Annotated in this window: 17 protein-coding genes; 12 read left to right on the forward strand and 5 right to left on the reverse strand. The window is 65.3% G+C overall.

The window, feature by feature from the left end; all coding sequences use genetic code 11:
- The 4 genes from QMZ05_RS36120 to QMZ05_RS36135 form a co-directional block, all read left to right on the forward strand.
- Positions 1-824, forward strand: an 824-nt coding sequence (locus QMZ05_RS36120) for a branched-chain amino acid ABC transporter permease (RefSeq protein ID WP_353705088.1), incomplete at its 5' end; no start/stop codon positions are given.
- 5 nt (positions 825-829) lie between these two features.
- Positions 830-1,849, forward strand: a complete 1,020-nt coding sequence (locus tag QMZ05_RS36125) for a branched-chain amino acid ABC transporter permease (protein WP_353705089.1) — start codon at positions 830-832, stop codon at positions 1,847-1,849.
- A gap of 65 nt (positions 1,850-1,914) precedes the next feature.
- Positions 1,915-3,927 carry a tyramine oxidase gene (locus QMZ05_RS36130; protein ID WP_353705090.1) on the forward strand — a complete coding sequence of 671 codons (2,013 nt, stop codon included), beginning with the start codon at positions 1,915-1,917 and terminating at the stop codon, positions 3,925-3,927.
- A complete protein-coding gene (locus tag QMZ05_RS36135) occupies positions 3,924-4,229 on the forward strand; it encodes a hypothetical protein (protein ID WP_353705091.1) in 306 nt (101 codons plus the stop codon). The genes QMZ05_RS36130 and QMZ05_RS36135 overlap by 4 nt, the downstream gene beginning before the upstream one ends.
- 123 nt (positions 4,230-4,352) lie before the next feature.
- On the opposite strand, the gene QMZ05_RS36140 is transcribed toward QMZ05_RS36135, so the two are convergent.
- From QMZ05_RS36140 to QMZ05_RS36150, 3 genes are all read right to left on the reverse strand, one after another.
- Entirely contained in the window at positions 4,353-5,705 is a 1,353-nt protein-coding gene (locus QMZ05_RS36140) for an aminotransferase class III-fold pyridoxal phosphate-dependent enzyme (protein ID WP_353705092.1), read from the reverse strand.
- 119 nt (positions 5,706-5,824) lie between these two features.
- Positions 5,825-6,490 carry an HAD-IA family hydrolase gene (locus tag QMZ05_RS36145; RefSeq protein WP_353705093.1) on the reverse strand — a complete coding sequence of 222 codons (666 nt, stop codon included), beginning with the start codon at positions 6,488-6,490 and terminating at the stop codon, positions 5,825-5,827.
- Positions 6,487-7,749, reverse strand: coding sequence for a Tm-1-like ATP-binding domain-containing protein (locus tag QMZ05_RS36150; protein WP_353705094.1), 1,263 nt, complete (start codon positions 7,747-7,749; stop codon positions 6,487-6,489). Before QMZ05_RS36150 ends, QMZ05_RS36145 begins: the two co-directional genes overlap by 4 nt.
- A gap of 223 nt (positions 7,750-7,972) precedes the next feature.
- Between QMZ05_RS36150 and QMZ05_RS36155 the strand changes: the two genes are divergently transcribed.
- The 5 genes from QMZ05_RS36155 to QMZ05_RS36175 all read left to right on the forward strand — a co-directional run bounded on the left by QMZ05_RS36155 (position 7,973) and on the right by QMZ05_RS36175 (position 12,846).
- Complete coding sequence (locus QMZ05_RS36155; protein ID WP_353705095.1) at positions 7,973-9,457, forward strand: aldehyde dehydrogenase; 1,485 nt, start codon at positions 7,973-7,975, stop codon at positions 9,455-9,457.
- Positions 9,454-10,842: a transaminase gene (locus tag QMZ05_RS36160; protein WP_353705096.1), complete on the forward strand. Its 1,389-nt coding sequence runs from the start codon at positions 9,454-9,456 to the stop codon at positions 10,840-10,842. The genes QMZ05_RS36155 and QMZ05_RS36160 overlap by 4 nt, the downstream gene beginning before the upstream one ends.
- Complete coding sequence (locus QMZ05_RS36165; RefSeq protein ID WP_353705097.1) at positions 10,842-11,639, forward strand: SDR family oxidoreductase; 798 nt, start codon at positions 10,842-10,844, stop codon at positions 11,637-11,639. Before QMZ05_RS36160 ends, QMZ05_RS36165 begins: the two co-directional genes overlap by 1 nt.
- A complete protein-coding gene (locus QMZ05_RS36170; RefSeq protein WP_353705098.1) occupies positions 11,640-12,410 on the forward strand; it encodes an SDR family oxidoreductase in 771 nt (256 codons plus the stop codon).
- Between the two features lie 175 nt (positions 12,411-12,585).
- The gene (locus QMZ05_RS36175) at positions 12,586-12,846 is read left to right on the forward strand and encodes a hypothetical protein (protein WP_050424419.1); all 261 of its coding nucleotides are present in this window, start codon (positions 12,586-12,588) and stop codon (positions 12,844-12,846) included.
- A 62-nt stretch (positions 12,847-12,908) separates the two neighbouring features.
- Here the strand turns inward: QMZ05_RS36175 and QMZ05_RS36180 are convergent, their stop codons facing one another.
- A complete protein-coding gene (locus QMZ05_RS36180) occupies positions 12,909-13,283 on the reverse strand; it encodes a hypothetical protein (protein ID WP_353705099.1) in 375 nt (124 codons plus the stop codon).
- Between the two features lie 156 nt (positions 13,284-13,439).
- Between QMZ05_RS36180 and QMZ05_RS36185 the strand changes: the two genes are divergently transcribed.
- Positions 13,440-14,150 (forward strand): DUF3617 family protein, encoded by a 711-nt coding sequence (locus tag QMZ05_RS36185; RefSeq protein ID WP_353705100.1) that lies wholly within the window; start codon positions 13,440-13,442, stop codon positions 14,148-14,150.
- 222 nt (positions 14,151-14,372) lie between these two features.
- The gene (locus QMZ05_RS36190) at positions 14,373-14,963 is read left to right on the forward strand and encodes a hypothetical protein (protein WP_353705101.1); all 591 of its coding nucleotides are present in this window, start codon (positions 14,373-14,375) and stop codon (positions 14,961-14,963) included.
- Positions 14,964-15,040: 77 nt separating this feature from the next.
- Here the strand turns inward: QMZ05_RS36190 and QMZ05_RS36195 are convergent, their stop codons facing one another.
- Positions 15,041-15,631 (reverse strand): hypothetical protein, encoded by a 591-nt coding sequence (locus tag QMZ05_RS36195; protein ID WP_353705102.1) that lies wholly within the window; start codon positions 15,629-15,631, stop codon positions 15,041-15,043.
- An 85-nt stretch (positions 15,632-15,716) separates the two neighbouring features.
- On the opposite strand from QMZ05_RS36195, the gene QMZ05_RS36200 reads away from it, so the two are divergent.
- Positions 15,717-17,704: DUF5801 repeats-in-toxin domain-containing protein (locus tag QMZ05_RS36200; protein ID WP_353705103.1), on the forward strand; the 1,988-nt coding region annotated here is incomplete at its 3' end.

The following is a 17,704-nucleotide window of genomic DNA, read 5'->3' on the forward strand; positions in this document are numbered from 1 at the left end:
GGCTCTACGCGTTGCTCGGCATCGGGCTTGCGCTGGTGTTCGGCGTGATGCGCGTCGTCAACATCGCGCATGGCGAGTTCATGGTGCTGAGCGCATTCTGCGCCGTGCTGCTGTCCAACCTGTTTCCGCAGGTGTCGCCGCTGCTGATGCTGATCCCGGTGATCGCTTTGTCCTTTGCGGTCGGATGGCTCTACCAGGCGGTCATCGTCAACCGCGTCGTGACGTCGCCCGATCCGCTGTCGCCGCTGCTGCTGACCTTCGGCGTCTCGGTGATCCTGCGCAATGTCATGGTCGAGATCTTCGGCGCCGACGTGCGCAGCCTCCAGGTCGGCGAGCTGTCGCGTGCCAGCCTCGAGGTCGCCGGCCTCAACATCGGGATCATGCCGCTGCTGACCTTGGTGCTCGCCGCGCTGCTGTTCATGGCGCTGCAACTGGTGCTGCGTCACACCGAGTTCGGGCGGATCGTGCGCGCCACCGCCGACCGCCGCGACATCGTGCGGCTGTCCGGGGTCAAGCCGGACCGGGTCTATAATTACGTGATGGGCCTGTCGCTCGCGCTCGGCGCGATCGGCGGCGTGCTGCTCGCGGTGCGGTCGAGCTTCACGCCGTTCTCGGGCGCGGAGCGGCTCCTGATCGCCTTCGAGGTCGTGGTGCTCGGCGGGCTCGGCTCGTTCTGGGGCGCATTGCTCGGCGGCATCGCGCTTGGCATGGCGCAATTGATCGGGCTAAAGATCGATCCGAATGCCGGGCTGCTCTATGCGCACCTCTTGTTCTTCATCATGCTGCTGATCCGCCCGTCGGGTCTCGTGTCGAGCAGGGTGTGACGCCGATGCCGACGCGGACATTTCTCCTGGCCTCTGCCATCGTACTCATCGCGGTGATTGCGGGTGCGCCCTTCGTGCTGAACGAGGGTTTTCTGCGGCTCGCGACCGAATGCCTGCTGCTGCTGACGATGGCGCAGATGTGGAACCTGCTGGCGGGCTATGCCGGGCTGGTGTCGCTCGGTCACCAGGTCTTCATCGCCTTCGGCGCCTATGCGCTGTTCCTGACCTCGGGCTGGCTCGAGGTCACCCCGATCTGGGTGCTGCCGGTCGCGCCGCTGGTGGCGGGCGCGGTCGCCGCGATCATCGCGTTTCCGCTGTTCCGGCTGCGCGACGCCTATTTCTCGATCGCGATGTGGGTGTTTGCCGAGATCATCGGCGCCTTCACGATGAAGTCGCAGGAGGTCGGCGGCACCTCGGGCATGCCGCTGGCGACCAGCAAGCTGATCGATTTCGACTGGTTCGAGCCGACGATGTTTTGGCTCGCCGGCGGCCTGACGCTGGTCACGATCGCGGCGTTGTACAAGATGATGACCTCGAGCTTCGGGCTCGGGCTGATGAGCGTGCGCGACAACGATCTTGCCGCGATGAGTGTCGGCGTCGACGTCCGGCATAACCGCTTCATCGCCTTCGTGCTCTCGGCGGCGGGATGCGGGCTTGCCGGCGCCCTCAGCTTCATGGGCAATCTGTTCATCGCGCCGCTCGCGGCATTCGATGTCAACTGGTCGGTCTACATGATGTTCATCGTGATCATCGGCGGCATTGGCACGCTGGAGGGCCCGATCCTCGGCGTCATCATCTTCTTCGGCTTGCGCGAATTGATGACCGGGCCGCTCGGCCTGTCCGGCGGCTGGTACCTGGTCGGGCTCGGCATCATTGCGGTCGTCGTGATGATCGTGGCGCCGCGCGGCATCTGGCCGGCTTTGCGCGACCGTCTCGGCGTGCGGCTGCTCGACGTCCACCGCGCCGCGCCGCGCCCAGCCGCAGCAGCGATCCTGCCGACCGCGTCGGAACGGGTTACCGGATGAAGCAGGCCTTCACGCCGCCACCGTTGCTTGTATTCTGACAGTTCTGGCTTTGAGTGGAGGGCGTGATGGCTCTGGTATTTCGGGGATGCGGATGGGCAGTGGCGGGCCTGGTTGCGGCGACGATGGCGGCGCCGCTGCCGGTGCAGGCCGAGCGCAGGATGTGGCCGCAGGCGGCCGCGACGCACCCGATGGATGGGCTGACCACCGACGAGATCCGTTCGGTGTCCGAAATCCTCCGTGGTGCCGGCAAGCTCGACGATGCCGCGCGGGTCGTCTCGATGACCGTCGACGAGGATCCCAAGGACGAGGTGCGGGCGTGGAAGCCCGGACAGTCCTTCGCACGCCGGGCGAACGCGACGTTGCTGAGCGGCGGGCATCTCTACGAAGCTCATATCGATCTCGCCGCGCGCAGCTTGGTCGGCTGGGACGAGGTCAGCGATCATGAAGCCGCGCTGACCATCGACGAGCTGATGTCCGCCGGCGACCTGCCGAAACAGGACCCGCGCTGGATCGCCGCGATGGCCAAGCGCGGCATCACCGATTTCCACAACGTCATGTGCCTGCCGCTGACGGTCGGGCCGGTGAGCGACCCGGCCATGAAAGGCCGCCGCCTGCTCAACGTGCCCTGTGTCGACACCACGGGCGCTGCCAACAATCTCTGGGGCAAGCCGATCGAGAATTTGGTGGCCCAGGTCGATCTCAAGAGCAAGACGGTGCTGTCGGTGACCGATCTCGGCGTGGTGCCGCCGCCGCCGCAGTCGCCCTCGCACGCCTATGCCGACTCCGGAAAATATCGCAAGCCGCCGAAGCCGATCGAGATTACCGCGCCCGAGGGCAGCAATGTGAAGGTGGAAGGCGGCCAGGTCCGCTGGGACAATTGGTCGTTCCATGTCCGCCTCGAGCCGCGCGTCGGCGCGGTGCTGTCGCTGATCCGCTACGACGACCACGGCACGTTGCGCGACATCGCTTACCAGATCTCGGCGAGCGAGATGTTCGTGCCCTATATGGACCCGGCGCCGACCTGGTCGTTCCGCGCCTATATGGATATCGGCGAATACGGTTTTGGCGTGCTCTCCAGCGAATTGCAGCGTGGCATCGACTGTCCCGAAGGCGCGCATTTCCTCGATCTGACGATCTCGGACACCAAGGGCAATCCGGTCGTCTCCAAGGGCGCGGTCTGCATCTTCGAGCGCCCGACCGGCGATCCGATCTGGCGCCACAGCGAACTGATCAACAACACCACCGAAGTGCGGCCGAACAACGAGCTGGTGGTGCGGATGGCCCCGGTGGTCGGCAATTACGACTATCTGGTGGACTACGTGTTCGACCGTGCCGGCAATATCGACGTCCGGCTCGGCGCCTACGGCATCGATGCGACCAAGGGCGTGGCGAGCAAGACGCTGAGCGACCCGACCGCCGCGCAGGATACCGCCTACGGAACGTTGGTCGACGAGCGGCTGCTCGCGGTCAATCACGATCACTACATGACCTTCCGGATCGACATGGACGTCGACGGCACCTCGAACCGGCTGGTCGAGGATCGCTTCAGCGTCCGCCGGCTGGAGCAGGGCCAGCGCAAGAGCCTGTGGCAGGTCGACACCAAGCCGGTCGCGACCGAAGGGCCGGTCACGACGCCGCTGAGCGCCGCGCAGTTCAGGATCGAGAGTGCGGGCGAGACCAACAAGCAGGGCTATCGGACGAGCTATCAGATCATGCCCGGCCATTCCGACGTCTCGCTGCTCGCCAAGGACGATCCGATCCAGTTGCGCGCAGGCTTCAGCGCCTACACGCTCTGGACCTCGGCCTACGCCCGGGATGAGCGCTACGCCGCGGGCATGTATCCGAACGAAAACCCTGAGGTCGACGGCTTGCCGAAATGGACCGCGGCGAAGCGCCCGATCGAGGATCGCGACCTCGTGCTGTGGTACACGGTCGGCTTCCGCCACGTGCCGCGCGCCGAGGATTGGCCCGTGATGCCCGGCCTGTGGCATGGCTTCCGGCTGCGTCCGTTCAACTTCTTCGACCGCAATCCGGCGCTCGACGTGCCGCCGATGGTGAATGCCGGGGAGAGCAAATGAGCGGCCGCGTGCCTCGCCTTGGTGCGATGGCCGGCGCGCTGCTGGCGCTGTTGGCCGCGCAGCCAGCCGCGCGCGGCGCTGCGGCCGAAAGAGGCGCTGATGACGCGTCCTTGCTCTATCTGAGCAGCGGTGAATGGGAACGCCAATCCGCGCCGCGCAAGCTCGCGCTCGCCGCCGACTTCATGCGGATGTTCTGTACCGATCAGAGAATGTCGGCCGCATCGCTCGCCGACTGCCTCGACCGCGACAGGGCCGATGGCGCGCTGTTCGAACGGGCGATCGCTTGCGCAAGTGCAAGATGATTTTTGCGTAGCCCTATCCCCGTCATTGCGAGCGAAGCGAAGCAATCCATAGCGCCGCAAATGGTGAGGTGGATTGCTTCGTCGCTATCGCTCCTCGCAATGACGTGGAGGTTTCAGAGCATATCAGCCGGCCGCTGAGAGGCCGGCGTCGATCCCTTCGGCGATCGCCTTCACATCCAGTGAGGTGAGGATGAGGGGCGGGGACAGGATGAGGTTGTTGCCGGAGACGCGCAGCATCACACCGGCCTCGTAGGCGGCATCTGCGACCTTCGCCATCGTCTTCTTGTCCGCGGGCTTCTTGCTGTCGCGATCGGCGACCAGCTCGAGCGCCGCCATCAGGCCCTTGCCCCTGACGTCGCCGACCAGCGGATGCTTGGCCTTGAGCGCAGCCAGCGCCTGCGCCAGGTCCTTGCCGCGCGCAGCGGCGTTCTCGTCGAGCTTGAGGCGGCGGGTCTCGGCGAGCGCCGCAATGCCTGCGGCGCAGCCGACCGGATGGCCGGAATAGGTGTAGCCATGACCGATCGAGCCGAACGTCGTCGTGTCAGCCTCGAAGGCTTCCGCGACCTGCTCGCCGATCAGCGTCGCCCCGAGCGGGAAATAGCCCGAGGTGATCGCCTTGGCCATCGTCATCATGTCGGGCTTCACGCCCCACAGCCGCGAGCCCGACCACGCGCCGGTGCGTCCGAAACCGGTGACGACCTCGTCCGCGATCATCAGGATGCCGTGGCGGTCGCAGATCTCGCGCACGAGCTTCATGAAGCTGTCCGGCGGCACGATCACGCCGCCGGCGCCCAGCACCGGCTCCATGATGAAAGCGGCGATGGTGTCGCCGCCCTGGAACGCGATCTCTTCCTCCATCGCCGCCGCGCAAAGCTGCGCGAGCTTGGCGGGATCGGTCTCGTTGAAGGGGTTGCGATAGGTCGACGGCGCCGGTATATGGAATACGCCGGGCAGCATCGGCTCATAGTTGCGGCGGAAATTGGCGTTGCCGTTGACAGAGGCGCCGCCGAAATGCGTGCCGTGATAGCCCTTCTTCAGCGCTAGGAACTTGGTGCGGTCGGCCTGGCCTTTGATCTTCCAATATTGCCGGGCGAGCCGCAGCGCGGTCTCGACCGAGTCCGATCCGCCCGAGGTGAAGAAGGCGCGCACCATGCCTTCCGGCTTGAACCATTCGGTGAGGTCGTAGGCGAGCTCGATCGAGGGACCGCTCGAGGTGCCACGGAAGCCCGAGTAGTACGGCAGGGCACTGAGCTGGTCCGCGATCGCCTGCTTGATCGGATCGCAGCTGTAGCCGAGGTTGACGTTCCACAGGCCACCGACCGCATCGATCACAGTCTTGCCGTCGATGTCGGTGACGTGCACGCCTTCGCCTTTCATCACGATCCGCGGCGGCTGCGCCCGCATCTCGGCGGGATGGGCCATCGGGTGCCAGATCGGCTTGGCGTTGTTCTCAACCAGGAAATTTCTATCGCGCATGATCGCTCTCTGTCCCGCTGGAGCCTCTTCCGTTCCGATGCAATCGGAACGGGCCTCCAGCTTCTAGTTTTGACGCGTCTTCTTCACGCGAACCGGTATCCACTTCGCTCGAAAACGCTTTACTCGAATTGCAGCCCGAAATGCCGCAGCGCCTCGCTGTAGGACGCGGCAGGGCTACGCACGTCAAACAGCACCGTGCGCATGTTGCATGCGGCGGCGCCCGTGATGTTGCGACGCTGGTCGTCGACGAAGACGCAATTGTCTGCCTCCATCGCCAGTTCGTCCAGCACGCTTTGATAGGCGCGCGGGTCAGGTTTCAGGATCCCGGTATGGGTCGCATCGACGATGGTATCGACGCGCTTGAGGATGGACAGGTGGGTGCGGAAATCTGCACCATAGAACAGGTCGAGCTCGTTCGAGAGGATGGCGAGCCGGAACCCGGCATCGGCGGCGAGGGTGATCGCGCGCGCCGCCTCGGGGCGGATCACGGTATCGGGATCGGCACCGCGCGCCCGTTTCACGAAGGTTTCCATGTCGTGCCAGTCCTCGCCGACCATGCGCCCGACCTCGCGGCTGCGGGTCAGCCAGTAGTCGCGTTCGGAAATCTCGCCGCGCTGCATCGCCGCCCAGAGCGGATCGCTGTCGGGGGCGAACGGTCCGAGCCATTTCAGCGTGCACGGCGCGAGCCCGAGCGCGCGCTCGGTCAAATCATGGGTCTCGAACAGGGTCTTCGAGATCACGCCGCCGAAGTCGAGCACCAGCGCCTTTGCGAGCGGCCGCGTCATGCGGCGACCGTCGCGCGGCCGGGACGGATGATGCCGGCGGCGACCCAGCGGTCGAAGATGCCGAGCACGGTTTCATTGAACGTCGTGCTGTTGATGTGGTCCTTGATCTCGTGCAGTTCGACCGGCGGCTGGACCGCCGACCGCATCGCGTCGACAAAGGCGGTGAGGGCGTCGGGGTCGTGCAGCGCCTCGCCTTCGCGGTCCCATTGCTGGATGCCGCCGGCGGGCAGCACGAAGGCAACCGGCGCGCTGGCGCCGGCCAGTTTCTCGGCAATCGCGCCTGCGATCCTGCGGCGATCGGCTGCCCCCGACGTCGCCGACGCGAGCAGCCGGTTGTGCGCGTGGAACGGGCGATCCGACAATTCGTTCGGAACTCCAAGCCACGCCGGGAAATCCACCATGTCGATCGCGCCGGGAGCTACGATCTGCGGAATGCCCGCTTTGCCCGCATTCTCCAGCCGGTCTGCGCCGGAATTGACCACCGAGCCGGTGAGCTGATTGGCGACTTCCTGCAGGCTGAGATCGAGCACGGCGGCGAAACCGCCTTGCGCGGCGATCGACTCCATCGCGCGGCCGCCCATGCCGGTGGTGTGGAAGACGACCACCTCGTAGCCGCGATGCTCGAGCTGCGGCTTCAGCTCCACCATGTAGCGCAGGCAGCTCTTGCCGAGCGAGGTGATCGCAACCACCGGCCGGTCCTTGCGCGGCTTGATTGCGCTCCGTGCTGCGCCGACGATCGCGCCGCAGGCCTGCGACAGCACGGCGGTGCAGGTGCCGTTGAGGCCATAGAGGCCGCCGGCCCACAGGATCATCATCAGATCGGCGGCGACGCGCTCGGGCGGGATCAGATGCGAGAACGCGACCGTCGAGACGATCAGCTTCGGCAGGCCGAGCGGCAGCGCCTGCGCGACGTCGAGCGCAAGGTCGGTGCCCATGGTGCCGCCGATCGCGATCACGCCGTCGATGGCATCGTGTGCCGCGAGCTCGCGCGCCAGATTTGCAGCGCCAATCGCCATCAACGACATCGCGGAGTTCTCGTCGCCGCTCGATGCAATCGCCGCGATCGTGGTTTGCGCGGCGGCCGCCACCGCGTGCTTGTCGTGCGCCGCCTGGTACGGCGGATCGCCGAGCACGCTGATGTCCATCATGATGGTTGTGCCGCCGGCGCGCGCGATGCACTCGCTCATGAACAGCAGTTCGTCGGCCTTGGTGTCTCCCGTTCCGATCAGGAGAATGCGGGGCTGTGTAATCTCAGGCATGACCTTGTCAGTGCTCGCCGGCAGGCGTGAATGATCGTGGGCGACTGGTTTGCACCGAGCGTGCAGAGCGTTCGGCCATCGTGCAATCACGCTATGAGGGGAGTAGCCGCGATGACATCCACCTATCGGTTGATTGCTGCCAAGGCCTTGATTTGGCGAGGATTGCGCCATGCCAGCGATCCTTACTCGGGATTAGCTTTCGTCACCGTCACAATGATCCCGCATGCAGCAAGCCCAGATCGATCAACTCCGATCGGCCGCAATTCCGGCCCAGCAGCTCTTCATCGGCGGCAGACCTGCGCAGTCGGTCGGTGAGGCACGGCTCGACGTCGTATCGCCGATCGACGGCCAGGTGCTGACGACCGTCGCAGATGGCGATGCTGCCGATGTCGACCGTGCGGTGAAACAGGCGCGGCAGGCCTTCGAGCAGGGCAGCTGGTCGCGCGCGGCGCCGGCCCAGCGCAAGAAGGTGCTGCTGCGGTTCGCCGATCTCATCGAGCAGCACGCGCTCGAGATCGCGGTGCTCGGCGTGCGCGACAACGGCACCGAGATCGGCATGGCCTACAAGGCCGAGCCGCTGTCGGCGGCCGGCACCATCCGCTACTACGCCGAGGCGATCGACAAGGTCTATGGCGAGATCGCGCCGACCTCGGGCGATGTGCTCGGGCTGGTGCATCGCGAGCCGCTCGGCGTCGTCGGCGTGATCGTGCCGTGGAATTTCCCGCTGATGATCGGCGCCTGGAAAATCGCTCCTGCGCTTGCCGCCGGCAACTCGGTCGTGGTCAAGCCGCCGGAGCTGGCGTCGCTGACGCTGTTGCGGCTTGCCGAGCTTGCGACCGAAGCGGGCCTGCCGGACGGCGTGCTCAACGTCGTCACCGGCCGCGGCGCATCGGCCGGCGAGGCGCTCGCGCTGCATATGGATGTCGATGTGCTGGCCTTCACCGGCTCGGGTGCGGTCGGCCGACGGCTGCTGGATTGCTCGGCGCGGTCGAACCTGAAGCGGGTCCATCTCGAGCTTGGCGGCAAGTCGCCCAACATCGTGTTCGCCGATGTGCCCGACATCAAGCACGCGGCCAAGGTGTCGGCCAACGGCATCTTCCGCAACTCCGGCCAGGTCTGCGTGGCCGGCTCGCGGCTGCTGGTGCAGTCGCAGGTCTATGATCGCTTCATGGATGCGCTGCTCGAGGCCACCGCCAAGCTCCGTGTCGGGGATCCCCTCGACCTGACTTCCGATATCGGCGCGATTTCGAGCCAAGTGCAGTTGCGCAAGAACCTGAACGCCGTTGCCCGCGCGGAAGCGCAGGGCGCGAAGCGGCTGATCGGCGGCGAACAGACCCGGGTCGAGAGCGGCGGCAACTTCATGGCGCCTGCGATCCTCGCCGAGGTGACGCCGTCGATGGAGGTCTGGCGCGAGGAGGTGTTCGGCCCGGTGCTGTCGGTCACGCGGTTCGATAGCGAGGATGACGCCGTCATGCTCGCGAATGCAACGCCCTATGGACTTGCATCGGCGGTGTGGACCGGAAGCCTGTCGACGGCGCACCGTATGGTGCGCGCCATCAAGGCCGGCGTCGTGCACGTCAACGCCTATGGCGGCGCCGACATCACGGTGCCACTCGGCGGCTTCAAGCAATCCGGCTTCGGACGCGACAAGTCGCTCCACGCGCTCGACGCCTATACCGACCTCAAGACCGCCTGGATCGCGCTATGACATCTTTGGCTGCCGAACGCGCGGGCGTTCTGAACCGATTGCTTGACGCCGAGCAGGAGCGATTTCGGGCGCTGCATCCGCGATCGGCTTCGGCGTGGCAGGAAGGCCGGCAGCACTACCTCTATGGCGGCCCGTCGCACTGGATGCGGCGCTGGGCCGGCGGCTTCCCGGTCTATGCCGAGGAGGCGCAGGGCGCGCATATCAGGGATATCGACGGCCGCGACTACATCGATTTCTGCCTCGGCGACACCGGCGGCATGTGCGGGCACGCGCCGGAGGCAGTGACGGAGGCCGCGCTCGCGCAGCTCAAGCGCGGTGCGACCATGATGCTGCCGACCGAAGACAGTCTCTGGGTCGGCGCCGAACTGTCGCGCCGCTTCGGTCCGAAATACTGGACGCTGACGACGTCGGCGACCGACGCCAACCGCGCCGCGATCCGCATCTCGCGCATGATCACCGGCCGGCGCAAGGTGCTGGTGTTCTCCGGCTGCTATCATGGCGGCGTCGAGGAGGCGCATGTCGAGATCCGCGACGGTCGAGTCGGCCTGCGCAACATGATCCATCCCAACGGCATCGACCATGACGCGGTGAGCCGGGTGGTCGAATTCAACGACGTCACCGCGCTGGAAGCGGCGCTGGCGCAGGGCGACGTCGCTTGCGTGCTGACCGAGCCGCTGATGACGAATTTCGGCATGATCCCGGTCGATCCTGGTTTTCACCGGGCCTTGCGCGACCTGACCCGCCGCGCGGGCACCGTGCTCATCATCGACGAGACCCACACGCTGTCTTGCGGACCGGGCGGCTACACGGCGAGCCACGGGCTCGAGCCCGACATCTTCGTTGCGGGCAAGGCGATCGCGGGCGGCATCCCTGCCGGCGTGTTCGGGCTGAGCCAGGAGATTGCGGAACGGCTGTGGAAGCTCGTGCCCCACGTCAATCCGCGCGAGCGGCAGTCCGCGCATCTCGGCTTCGGCGGCACGCTCGCCGGCAACGCGCTGACGGTCGCGACCATGCGCGCGGTGCTGGAGAAGGTGCTGACGTCTGCGAATTACGAGCGGATGATCGGCACTGCGACCTCGCTCGCGCAGGAGGCGCGCCGGCTGATCGACACGGCCGGTCTGCCCTGGCACGTCACGCAGATCGGCGCGCGCGCCGAGATCATGTTCATGCCGCAGCCGCCGCGCAGTGGCGCCGACGTGATTGCGGGTCGGCAGCCCGATCTGGAGACCTTGCTGCATGCGTTCTACATGAACGAGGGCATTCTGGTGACGCCGTTCCACACCATGCTGCTGATATGTCCGGCGACGTCGGCACAGGATGTCGACAAGCATACGGCGGTGTTCGCGCGGTTCATCGATCTGCTGCGCGGAGCAGGAGCAATCTGATGCAGGCGCCTCCGTTCAATCTTGGCGGCCGGGTCGCCATCGTCACCGGCGGGGGCAGGGGGATCGGCGCCGCCATCGTGAGGCGGCTCGCGCAGGCCGGTGCGAGTGTGGTGATTGCCAACCGCACGACCGACGTCGCCGAGGCACTGGCGCGCGAACTGGCGGCCGAAGGTCGAACAGCGCATTGCATTCCGTTCGACAAGCTGGACCGCAGCAGCTTGCGTACGGTGGTTGACGATATCGCCGCTCAATACGGCCGGCTCGATATCGTCGTGCACAATGCCGGCGGTTGTCCATGGGCATCACTGGAAGAACTCGACGAAGCCAAGCTCGACGAGACGCTGGCGCTGAACCTGAACGCCAGCATCTGGCTTGCACAGGCTGCAATTCCGCACATGCGCGCCAACAAGTTCGGGCGCATCCTCGTGACGTCCTCGGTGTCCGCGCGCGTTGCGATGGGAGGCGGTGCGCATTACTCGGCGGCGAAAGCCGGCGCGAACGCGTTCATCCGCGGCGCCGCCTTCGAGCTCGCCCGCGACGGCATCACGGTCAATGGCGTCGAGGCCGGCTTCATCGAGAAGCCGGGCCGCGGCACCATGAGCGCGCCGGAGAACAAGGCGAAGCTCGAACGCTTCATTCCGATGGGACAGATGGGGAGCGCCGACGACATCGCCTGCGCGATGCTCTATCTCGCCTCCGTTGAAGCCAGATACGTCACCGGGCAGACCATCGTCGTCGACGGCGGCTCGACCTTGCCGGAGACCGGATTCGCCGTCGAACGGCAGTGGGGAGTCTAGATGCCGCGGCTCGACGGAAAGACCGCGCTGGTGACGGGCGCAGCCACCGGGATCGGCCGGGCCACGGCTGTGCTGCTGGCGTTGAGCGGCGCGCGCGTCGTGCTGTTCGGCTTGGGTGATGCCGAGCTTCAGGAAGCTGCGGCGGAGTGCGGAGGGCAGCCGGTCCATGGCGATGTCACGCGTCCGGACGACATTGCCAAAGCCGTCGCTGCCTGCGGCGCGTGGCTCGACATCGTCGTCAACGCCGCCGGCCTGATCGTGCCGGATCAGCCCGCAAGCGTCTCCGACGAGGTCTGGGCCAAAACGCTTGATGTCAACCTCACCGGGACGATGCGGGTCTGCCGGGCATCCTTGCCGCTGCTGCGGCAGCGCGGGGGAGCAATCGTCAACATCGCCTCGGTGGCCGCGTTCAATGCCAGCCCGGACAGCGCAAGCTACGCCGCCAGCAAGGCGGCCGTCGTCGCCTATACGCGTTCGCTGGCCTATGCCCACGGCGCCGATGGCGTCAGAGCCAATGCCGTGGCGCCGGGCTGGGTGCGGACACCGATGAGCGCCTATGAAATGCAACTGCTCGCGGAGCAGAACGGGACCACCGCCGAGACCGAGTTTCGTGGCGTCGAACGGCGGATCGCTTTGGGACGGATGGCCGAGCCCGCCGAGATCGCGGCATGCTGCCTGTTCCTGGCCTCCGACGAAGCGTCCTTCGTGACGGGCGCGGTGCTGGTCGCCGATGGCGGTGGCCGCTCGCCGACGCAGAATCGCGCGGTCTAGAGCCGCGTTCCGATTGAATCGGAACGACGCGTTTTCTTCAAGCGAACCGGGATCCACTTCGCTCGAAGACGCTCTAGAACAGTCGATTGGCGTCGGAGTGTGGCGGCGGGCACCTTGATAAGGCTTGGTGGATTTGGCACTCTCGCGCCGTCACGTCATTCGATCGAGGGGCGTTATGAACAAGTCATTTTCTGTGATCATTGCGGCGGCCGCGTCCATCGTCGTCCTGTCGTCGACGGCGGCGAAATGCGGCGACTATCCGTTTGGCGATCCGCCGTACCGGCTGGACTACGTGCAGGAGCCGCAGATTGAATCGGGCTGCTGGAAATGGAATTGGCAGCTCTACCAGTGGCAGGATTACTGCCCGGTCTACGTCCATCCGAAAGCGTATATGTTCTCGCGATCGTCGCGCGTCGTGCTCCGCACCAAGGGGTGAGGAGCAGCCCAGCGGCTTAGCTGCTCTGCGTCACGCCGATTGGAGCGACGCAGAGCGCGCACTCATGAGTGCGCGATGGTGCAGGCCACCTGATGGTGCTTGCCGAAGTTGAGCAGCGCGTTTTCCCGGAAGCCGTCCAGCCAGATGCCGCGGCCCGCGTAGCGATAGCCGACGCCCATCGGAACGTGCCGCACATGGATGCCGCCATGGCCGGTGAGCAGGGAGGCCGTGACCACCTCGCCCTCGACCGACACAGCGCGCGGGCACAGCGGATACTGATGGCCGTTCTCGCAGGTGAACACGATCTCGGTGCAGGTGCCGACCGGTGCTTTCGTGACCAGGCCGAGATCCGCGGCCGCCGCCGGCCTGGAAGTGCCCGAGAGTGCTGCGCCCAAAGCCAAAATGCCGGCGACCATGTAGCCAATTCGAATCCGCATCAGTGCCCCCTCGTCCAGCGATAGGCTAAGTAATTGAGGAAAAATAACTCGCGCTAAATGAGCAAAAAAAGGCTCCAAGGTCAAACCTGCGACAGAGGTAGACACAGGGTTCGCGCGCCGGGTGTTGCAAGTTTGCTGCAGTGGCACGGAATTAGGTTGACGGCAGTCCTGCTGCGACAACGTGCCTTTACTGGCCACAATTGGCCTGCAAGTGGTGAGAGGTACTTGAGTCGTTTCGTGGGACTGCTTCGAGAGCCTGACCGGATCGCAACGCGAACGGGTTTTGGGCGAACGTCGGGGGTGGGAATGAACTTCCGTGGTGCCATTGCAGGTTCGCTGCTGACCTTGATGATTGTCTCCGCGCCGTCGCTGACGGCGTATGCGCAGGCACCATCTCCTCAACCGGCGAGCGGCCGGGACGCGGCGGCTCAGCCCGCTCAGGACACGCATTCCTTCTCTGGTCCCAGCTTTCGCAAGGGCCTCTGGCGCTTCATCCGAACGCTCGATGTCGTCAGGACTGCAAACAAGAATTTCAAGTACCGGGTGGTCAACGCGGAAACGACGCGCTGCGTCGATCCGACCTTCGCCATGAAGGCTACCTTTTCGCCGGAGCCGGTCGGAAGCTGCGTCTCGGACAAGCCGGAAAAGGTCGGCAATCGCTACACCTTCGGGCACCGCTGCGATTACATGGGCACTGTCAGCACCGTGATCACCGTGCGCAGCGACGAGGCCTATACCGAGCTCAACGAGGTCAGCACCGGAGAGAATCCGAGGACCGACACGGTCGTCGCAACCAGGATCGGCGACTGCGACGACGCAGGTGCAGCCAACTCCGACAAGTCCGCTCCGGCGCGTTTGCAGCACTAGGTTGGCGATCAGCCAGAAAGGCTAGCCGGCGAGCGTGCCAGGATCAGCTCCTGGGACGCTGAGGCATGGGCCCGATTTGCGACGGGCCCGAACCAGGCTCTTTCGTGTGGCTTCGATCCGACAGCCGAGAACCTCAACCAAAAGGGCCAGTATTTACTCGACCTTAACGCGAAGTGTTCTGGAATGAAGTGAGGTTGGGCGTGCTTCAAGTGAAGTCACGCGATGCGCACCGTGCAGCCGATAAGGATTCATCAAATGACTTCGCGTGAGGGCTTCGGGCAGTCGAAGGTCTTCGCCTGCGCGCTTGGCGCCGTGATCGCGCTTTCCGGGTCCTTGCTCGCTTCCCACGGCGCTGTGGCCGAGGAGGGCTTCAGCGGGCCGACCTTCCGGAAAGGGATGTGGCGGTTCGTGCGGACGCTGGAGCTCGTGTCGCCCACGAATGTCCGGCAAAAGCTGCTCGAGCGCGAGATGCTGCGCTGTGTCGACCCGACCCAGGCGATGAAAGCGACGTTCTCGTCGCCGTCGATCGGAAATTGCCATTCATCGAGGCCGGAGAAGGTGAACAACAGGTACGTCTTCTCCAACCGTTGCGACTACATGGGGCCGGTCAGCACCGTCATCACGGTCCTGAGCGACGAGGCCTATACCGAGGTCAACGAAGTCCATGGCCAGGCGCCGCGGACGGACCGGGTCGTCGCCCGCCGGATCAGCGATTGCCATGAGGAGCGGGCACAGCTTGGTCAGCCGGCCGCCGCACCGAGCGAGGTCTCGCAGGATGTGGAGCAGGAGACGGCAGAGGGCGAGCCGCTCTAGGGCGGCGTTCAGGCCCGGCGCCGCTCTATGCCGATGCACCCGTTAGATCGGCGAGGCCAAGATCGCCTGCGGCGCCGTCAGATCTTTTGCTGACCACCGGGCCCGCTGACCTTGACGGTGATCTTCTGAATTTCGGTGCGGCCGCCGTGGTACTTGACCTCGATGGTGAGGGTGTCGTCGCCGAGGAATTCGGGCGGCGCCTTGTAGAAGGCGACATAGGCGGGCACCTCGAGCGCCAGGCAGGCCTTGTAGTTGGTCGCCTTGGCCTTCGCTGTCTTCACCACAACCTTGCCGGCAGTAGGTGGACTGACCAACCGGATGGTCGGCAGCGGCCCAGACGTGCAATCAGGCAATACGTTGAGGTAAATGCCGATTTGGGTGTCCCTGTTGGCGAGCGCCCGATACTGGCGTTCGACCGTGGTCTCGGAGGGGACTGGTTGTTGTGGGGCCTGCGCGGCCGCCGCGCCGAACGAGCCGCAAATCAAAACGGCGGCACACGCCTGAAGAATCACACGCATCGACCGCTCCAAATCGCCGATCAGGACGAGCAGGGCCGGGCAAATACTGCCTTTCGACCAAGTTAAACGGGCTAAGCCGTTGTTCTTGCAGCCTCCACCTGTCCGATCTTTACCACACTTCCACGGAAAGCATTGATTAACCAAATACATTCCTTGACCGGGGGGAGGGTTAACAATAGCCTAAAACTAAATTTTTCTACAACTTTTCCTCTAATCGCATTTTGCGGAGTTGATAATGCAGGGTTCGTTTCAGGTCGCTCAGGCTACCGGCACCGGCAATTCCACCAATTCGGCTCCCGTAAGAATCTACACACTGACGAAGCCGCTGACCGATCAGGCGGTGGTCGTCAATCTCGGATACGACCAGAAGGTGAAGGTCGACTTCTCGGCGATCGCCAAGGAGAAGATCACGCTGGTTCATATCGGCGAAAAGCTGATCATCCTGTTCGACAACCAGTCGACCGTCACGGTTGAGCCGTTCTTCGACTCCCGCGCGGACGGGCAGCACAACATCACCATCGAGATGGCGCCGGGGCGCGACGTCTCGGTGCAGGAATTTGCCAGTCTGTTTCCGATCAGCACGGATGGCTCCGTGTTGCCGGCGGCCGACAATGGCGGCAACTCGAACGGCAACGCGCAGGCGAGCGGTGCGAACTTCAGCCCGTTCGCGGTTGATCCGCTGGATCCCGTGCCCACCAACGTGTTGGCCGGGCCCGAGGTGCAGCCCGATATCACGACCCCGGGGATAACCGGCACCACGCTTCCGCAGGGCTCGACACCGGCCAAACCCACCATTTCTCTCGGCGTCGCGCCGGACCTCGCGGTGGACGAAAGCTTCCTGACCGTTGCGACCAACGGCATCGCCGGCTCCGGGCTTGGTCCCGCAGGATCGACCGTGGCGACCGGGCTGATGCCGTTCACCATCACGGCGCCCGGTGGCGAGAAGTCGGTGGCCTTTGCGCTGTCGATCAGCGCGCAAGGCGTTGACTCCGGCCTGATCGATTCGCAGACCGGCAATCACGTGTTCCTGTTCGTGGAGAACGGACAGATCGTCGGCCGGGAAGGAGGCCAGAACGGTCTCGCCAACTTCACGATCTCGGTTGATGCCACCGGCCACATCACGCTGACCGATCTTCGCTCGATGAAGGAGGGCACCGGCGAGGTTGGCGGTGACACCAACGAAGGTGTGCATCTGCCGGCCGGGCTGGTCACGCTGACGGCTACGGTGACCGACGTCTTCAACCAGACGGGTACCGCGACCGCCGATGTCGGTCCGCATCTGACGTTCCTCGACGACGGCCCGGCGATCTCGCTGAGCGGGACGGCGAGTTCTCTGAACACGTTCGAGGCCTACCTGTCGGCCGCGACCAATGCCGGCATCAACGGCTCGACGCCGGATGCGTCGCCGACGCAGGGGCATGCGCTCGACAAGGAGAGCTTTGCCGGCGCGTTCACGATCGTGCCCGGCGCCGACGGCGGCACCACGGCCTATGCGCTGAGCATCGCAGCCAACGGCACCGCGACCAACCTGATCGACAGCGCTTCCGGTCTCGGCGTGGTGCTCGACCAGAGCGGCAACACGATCTCCGGCTATGTCACCGGCCATGAGGGCCAGGCGGCCTGGCTGGTGTTCACGCTGACGGTGAACACGGCGACCGGCGACGTGACGCTGACGCAGGATCGTGCGGTGCACGAGCTCACCGGCTCCAGCCCGGACACCCATGAGGGCATCAGCCTGACCGGCGGCCTGGTGACGCTGACGGCGACGGTGACCGACAATGACGGCGACAGCGCGAGCCAGAAGCTCGACCTGAGCACCCATGTCACGTTCCACGATGATGGTCCGTCGATCTCGCTGAGCGGGACGGTCGGTTCGCTGAACACCTTCGAGGCGTTTCTGTCGGCCGCGACCAATGCGGGCGTCAACGGCTCGACGCCGGACGCGGTGCCGACGCAGGGCCATGCGCTCGACAAGGAGAGCTTCGCCGGCGCATTCACGGTGGTGACCGGCGCCGACGGCGCGGCCACGGCGTACACGCTGAGCATTGCCGGCAACGGCACGGCGACCAATCTGATCGATAGCAACTCCGGTCTCGGCGTGGTGCTCGACCAGAGCGGCAACACGATCTCCGGCTATGTCGCCGGCCATGAGGGCCAGGCGGCCTGGCTGGTGTTCACGCTGACGGTGAACACGGCGACCGGCGACGTGACGCTGACGCAGGA

Origin of the sequence: Bradyrhizobium sp. INPA03-11B, from assembly GCF_040446015.1 — a bacterium.
GTDB lineage: Bacteria > Pseudomonadota > Alphaproteobacteria > Rhizobiales > Xanthobacteraceae > Bradyrhizobium > Bradyrhizobium macuxiense_A.

Coding starts and splice junctions, on each gene's coding strand:
- QMZ05_RS36125 (WP_353705089.1), top strand. CDS start 830: ATGCCGACGCGGACATTTCTCCTGGCCTCTGCCATCGTACTCATCGCG.
- QMZ05_RS36130 (WP_353705090.1), top strand. CDS start 1,915: ATGGCTCTGGTATTTCGGGGATGCGGATGGGCAGTGGCGGGCCTGGTT.
- QMZ05_RS36135 (WP_353705091.1), top strand. CDS start 3,924: ATGAGCGGCCGCGTGCCTCGCCTTGGTGCGATGGCCGGCGCGCTGCTG.
- QMZ05_RS36140 (WP_353705092.1), bottom strand. CDS start 5,705: ATGCGCGATAGAAATTTCCTGGTTGAGAACAACGCCAAGCCGATCTGG.
- QMZ05_RS36145 (WP_353705093.1), bottom strand. CDS start 6,490: ATGACGCGGCCGCTCGCAAAGGCGCTGGTGCTCGACTTCGGCGGCGTG.
- QMZ05_RS36150 (WP_353705094.1), bottom strand. CDS start 7,749: ATGCCTGAGATTACACAGCCCCGCATTCTCCTGATCGGAACGGGAGAC.
- QMZ05_RS36155 (WP_353705095.1), top strand. CDS start 7,973: ATGCAGCAAGCCCAGATCGATCAACTCCGATCGGCCGCAATTCCGGCC.
- QMZ05_RS36160 (WP_353705096.1), top strand. CDS start 9,454: ATGACATCTTTGGCTGCCGAACGCGCGGGCGTTCTGAACCGATTGCTT.
- QMZ05_RS36165 (WP_353705097.1), top strand. CDS start 10,842: ATGCAGGCGCCTCCGTTCAATCTTGGCGGCCGGGTCGCCATCGTCACC.
- QMZ05_RS36170 (WP_353705098.1), top strand. CDS start 11,640: ATGCCGCGGCTCGACGGAAAGACCGCGCTGGTGACGGGCGCAGCCACC.
- QMZ05_RS36175 (WP_050424419.1), top strand. CDS start 12,586: ATGAACAAGTCATTTTCTGTGATCATTGCGGCGGCCGCGTCCATCGTC.
- QMZ05_RS36180 (WP_353705099.1), bottom strand. CDS start 13,283: ATGCGGATTCGAATTGGCTACATGGTCGCCGGCATTTTGGCTTTGGGC.
- QMZ05_RS36190 (WP_353705101.1), top strand. CDS start 14,373: ATGCGCACCGTGCAGCCGATAAGGATTCATCAAATGACTTCGCGTGAG.
- QMZ05_RS36195 (WP_353705102.1), bottom strand. CDS start 15,631: ATGTATTTGGTTAATCAATGCTTTCCGTGGAAGTGTGGTAAAGATCGG.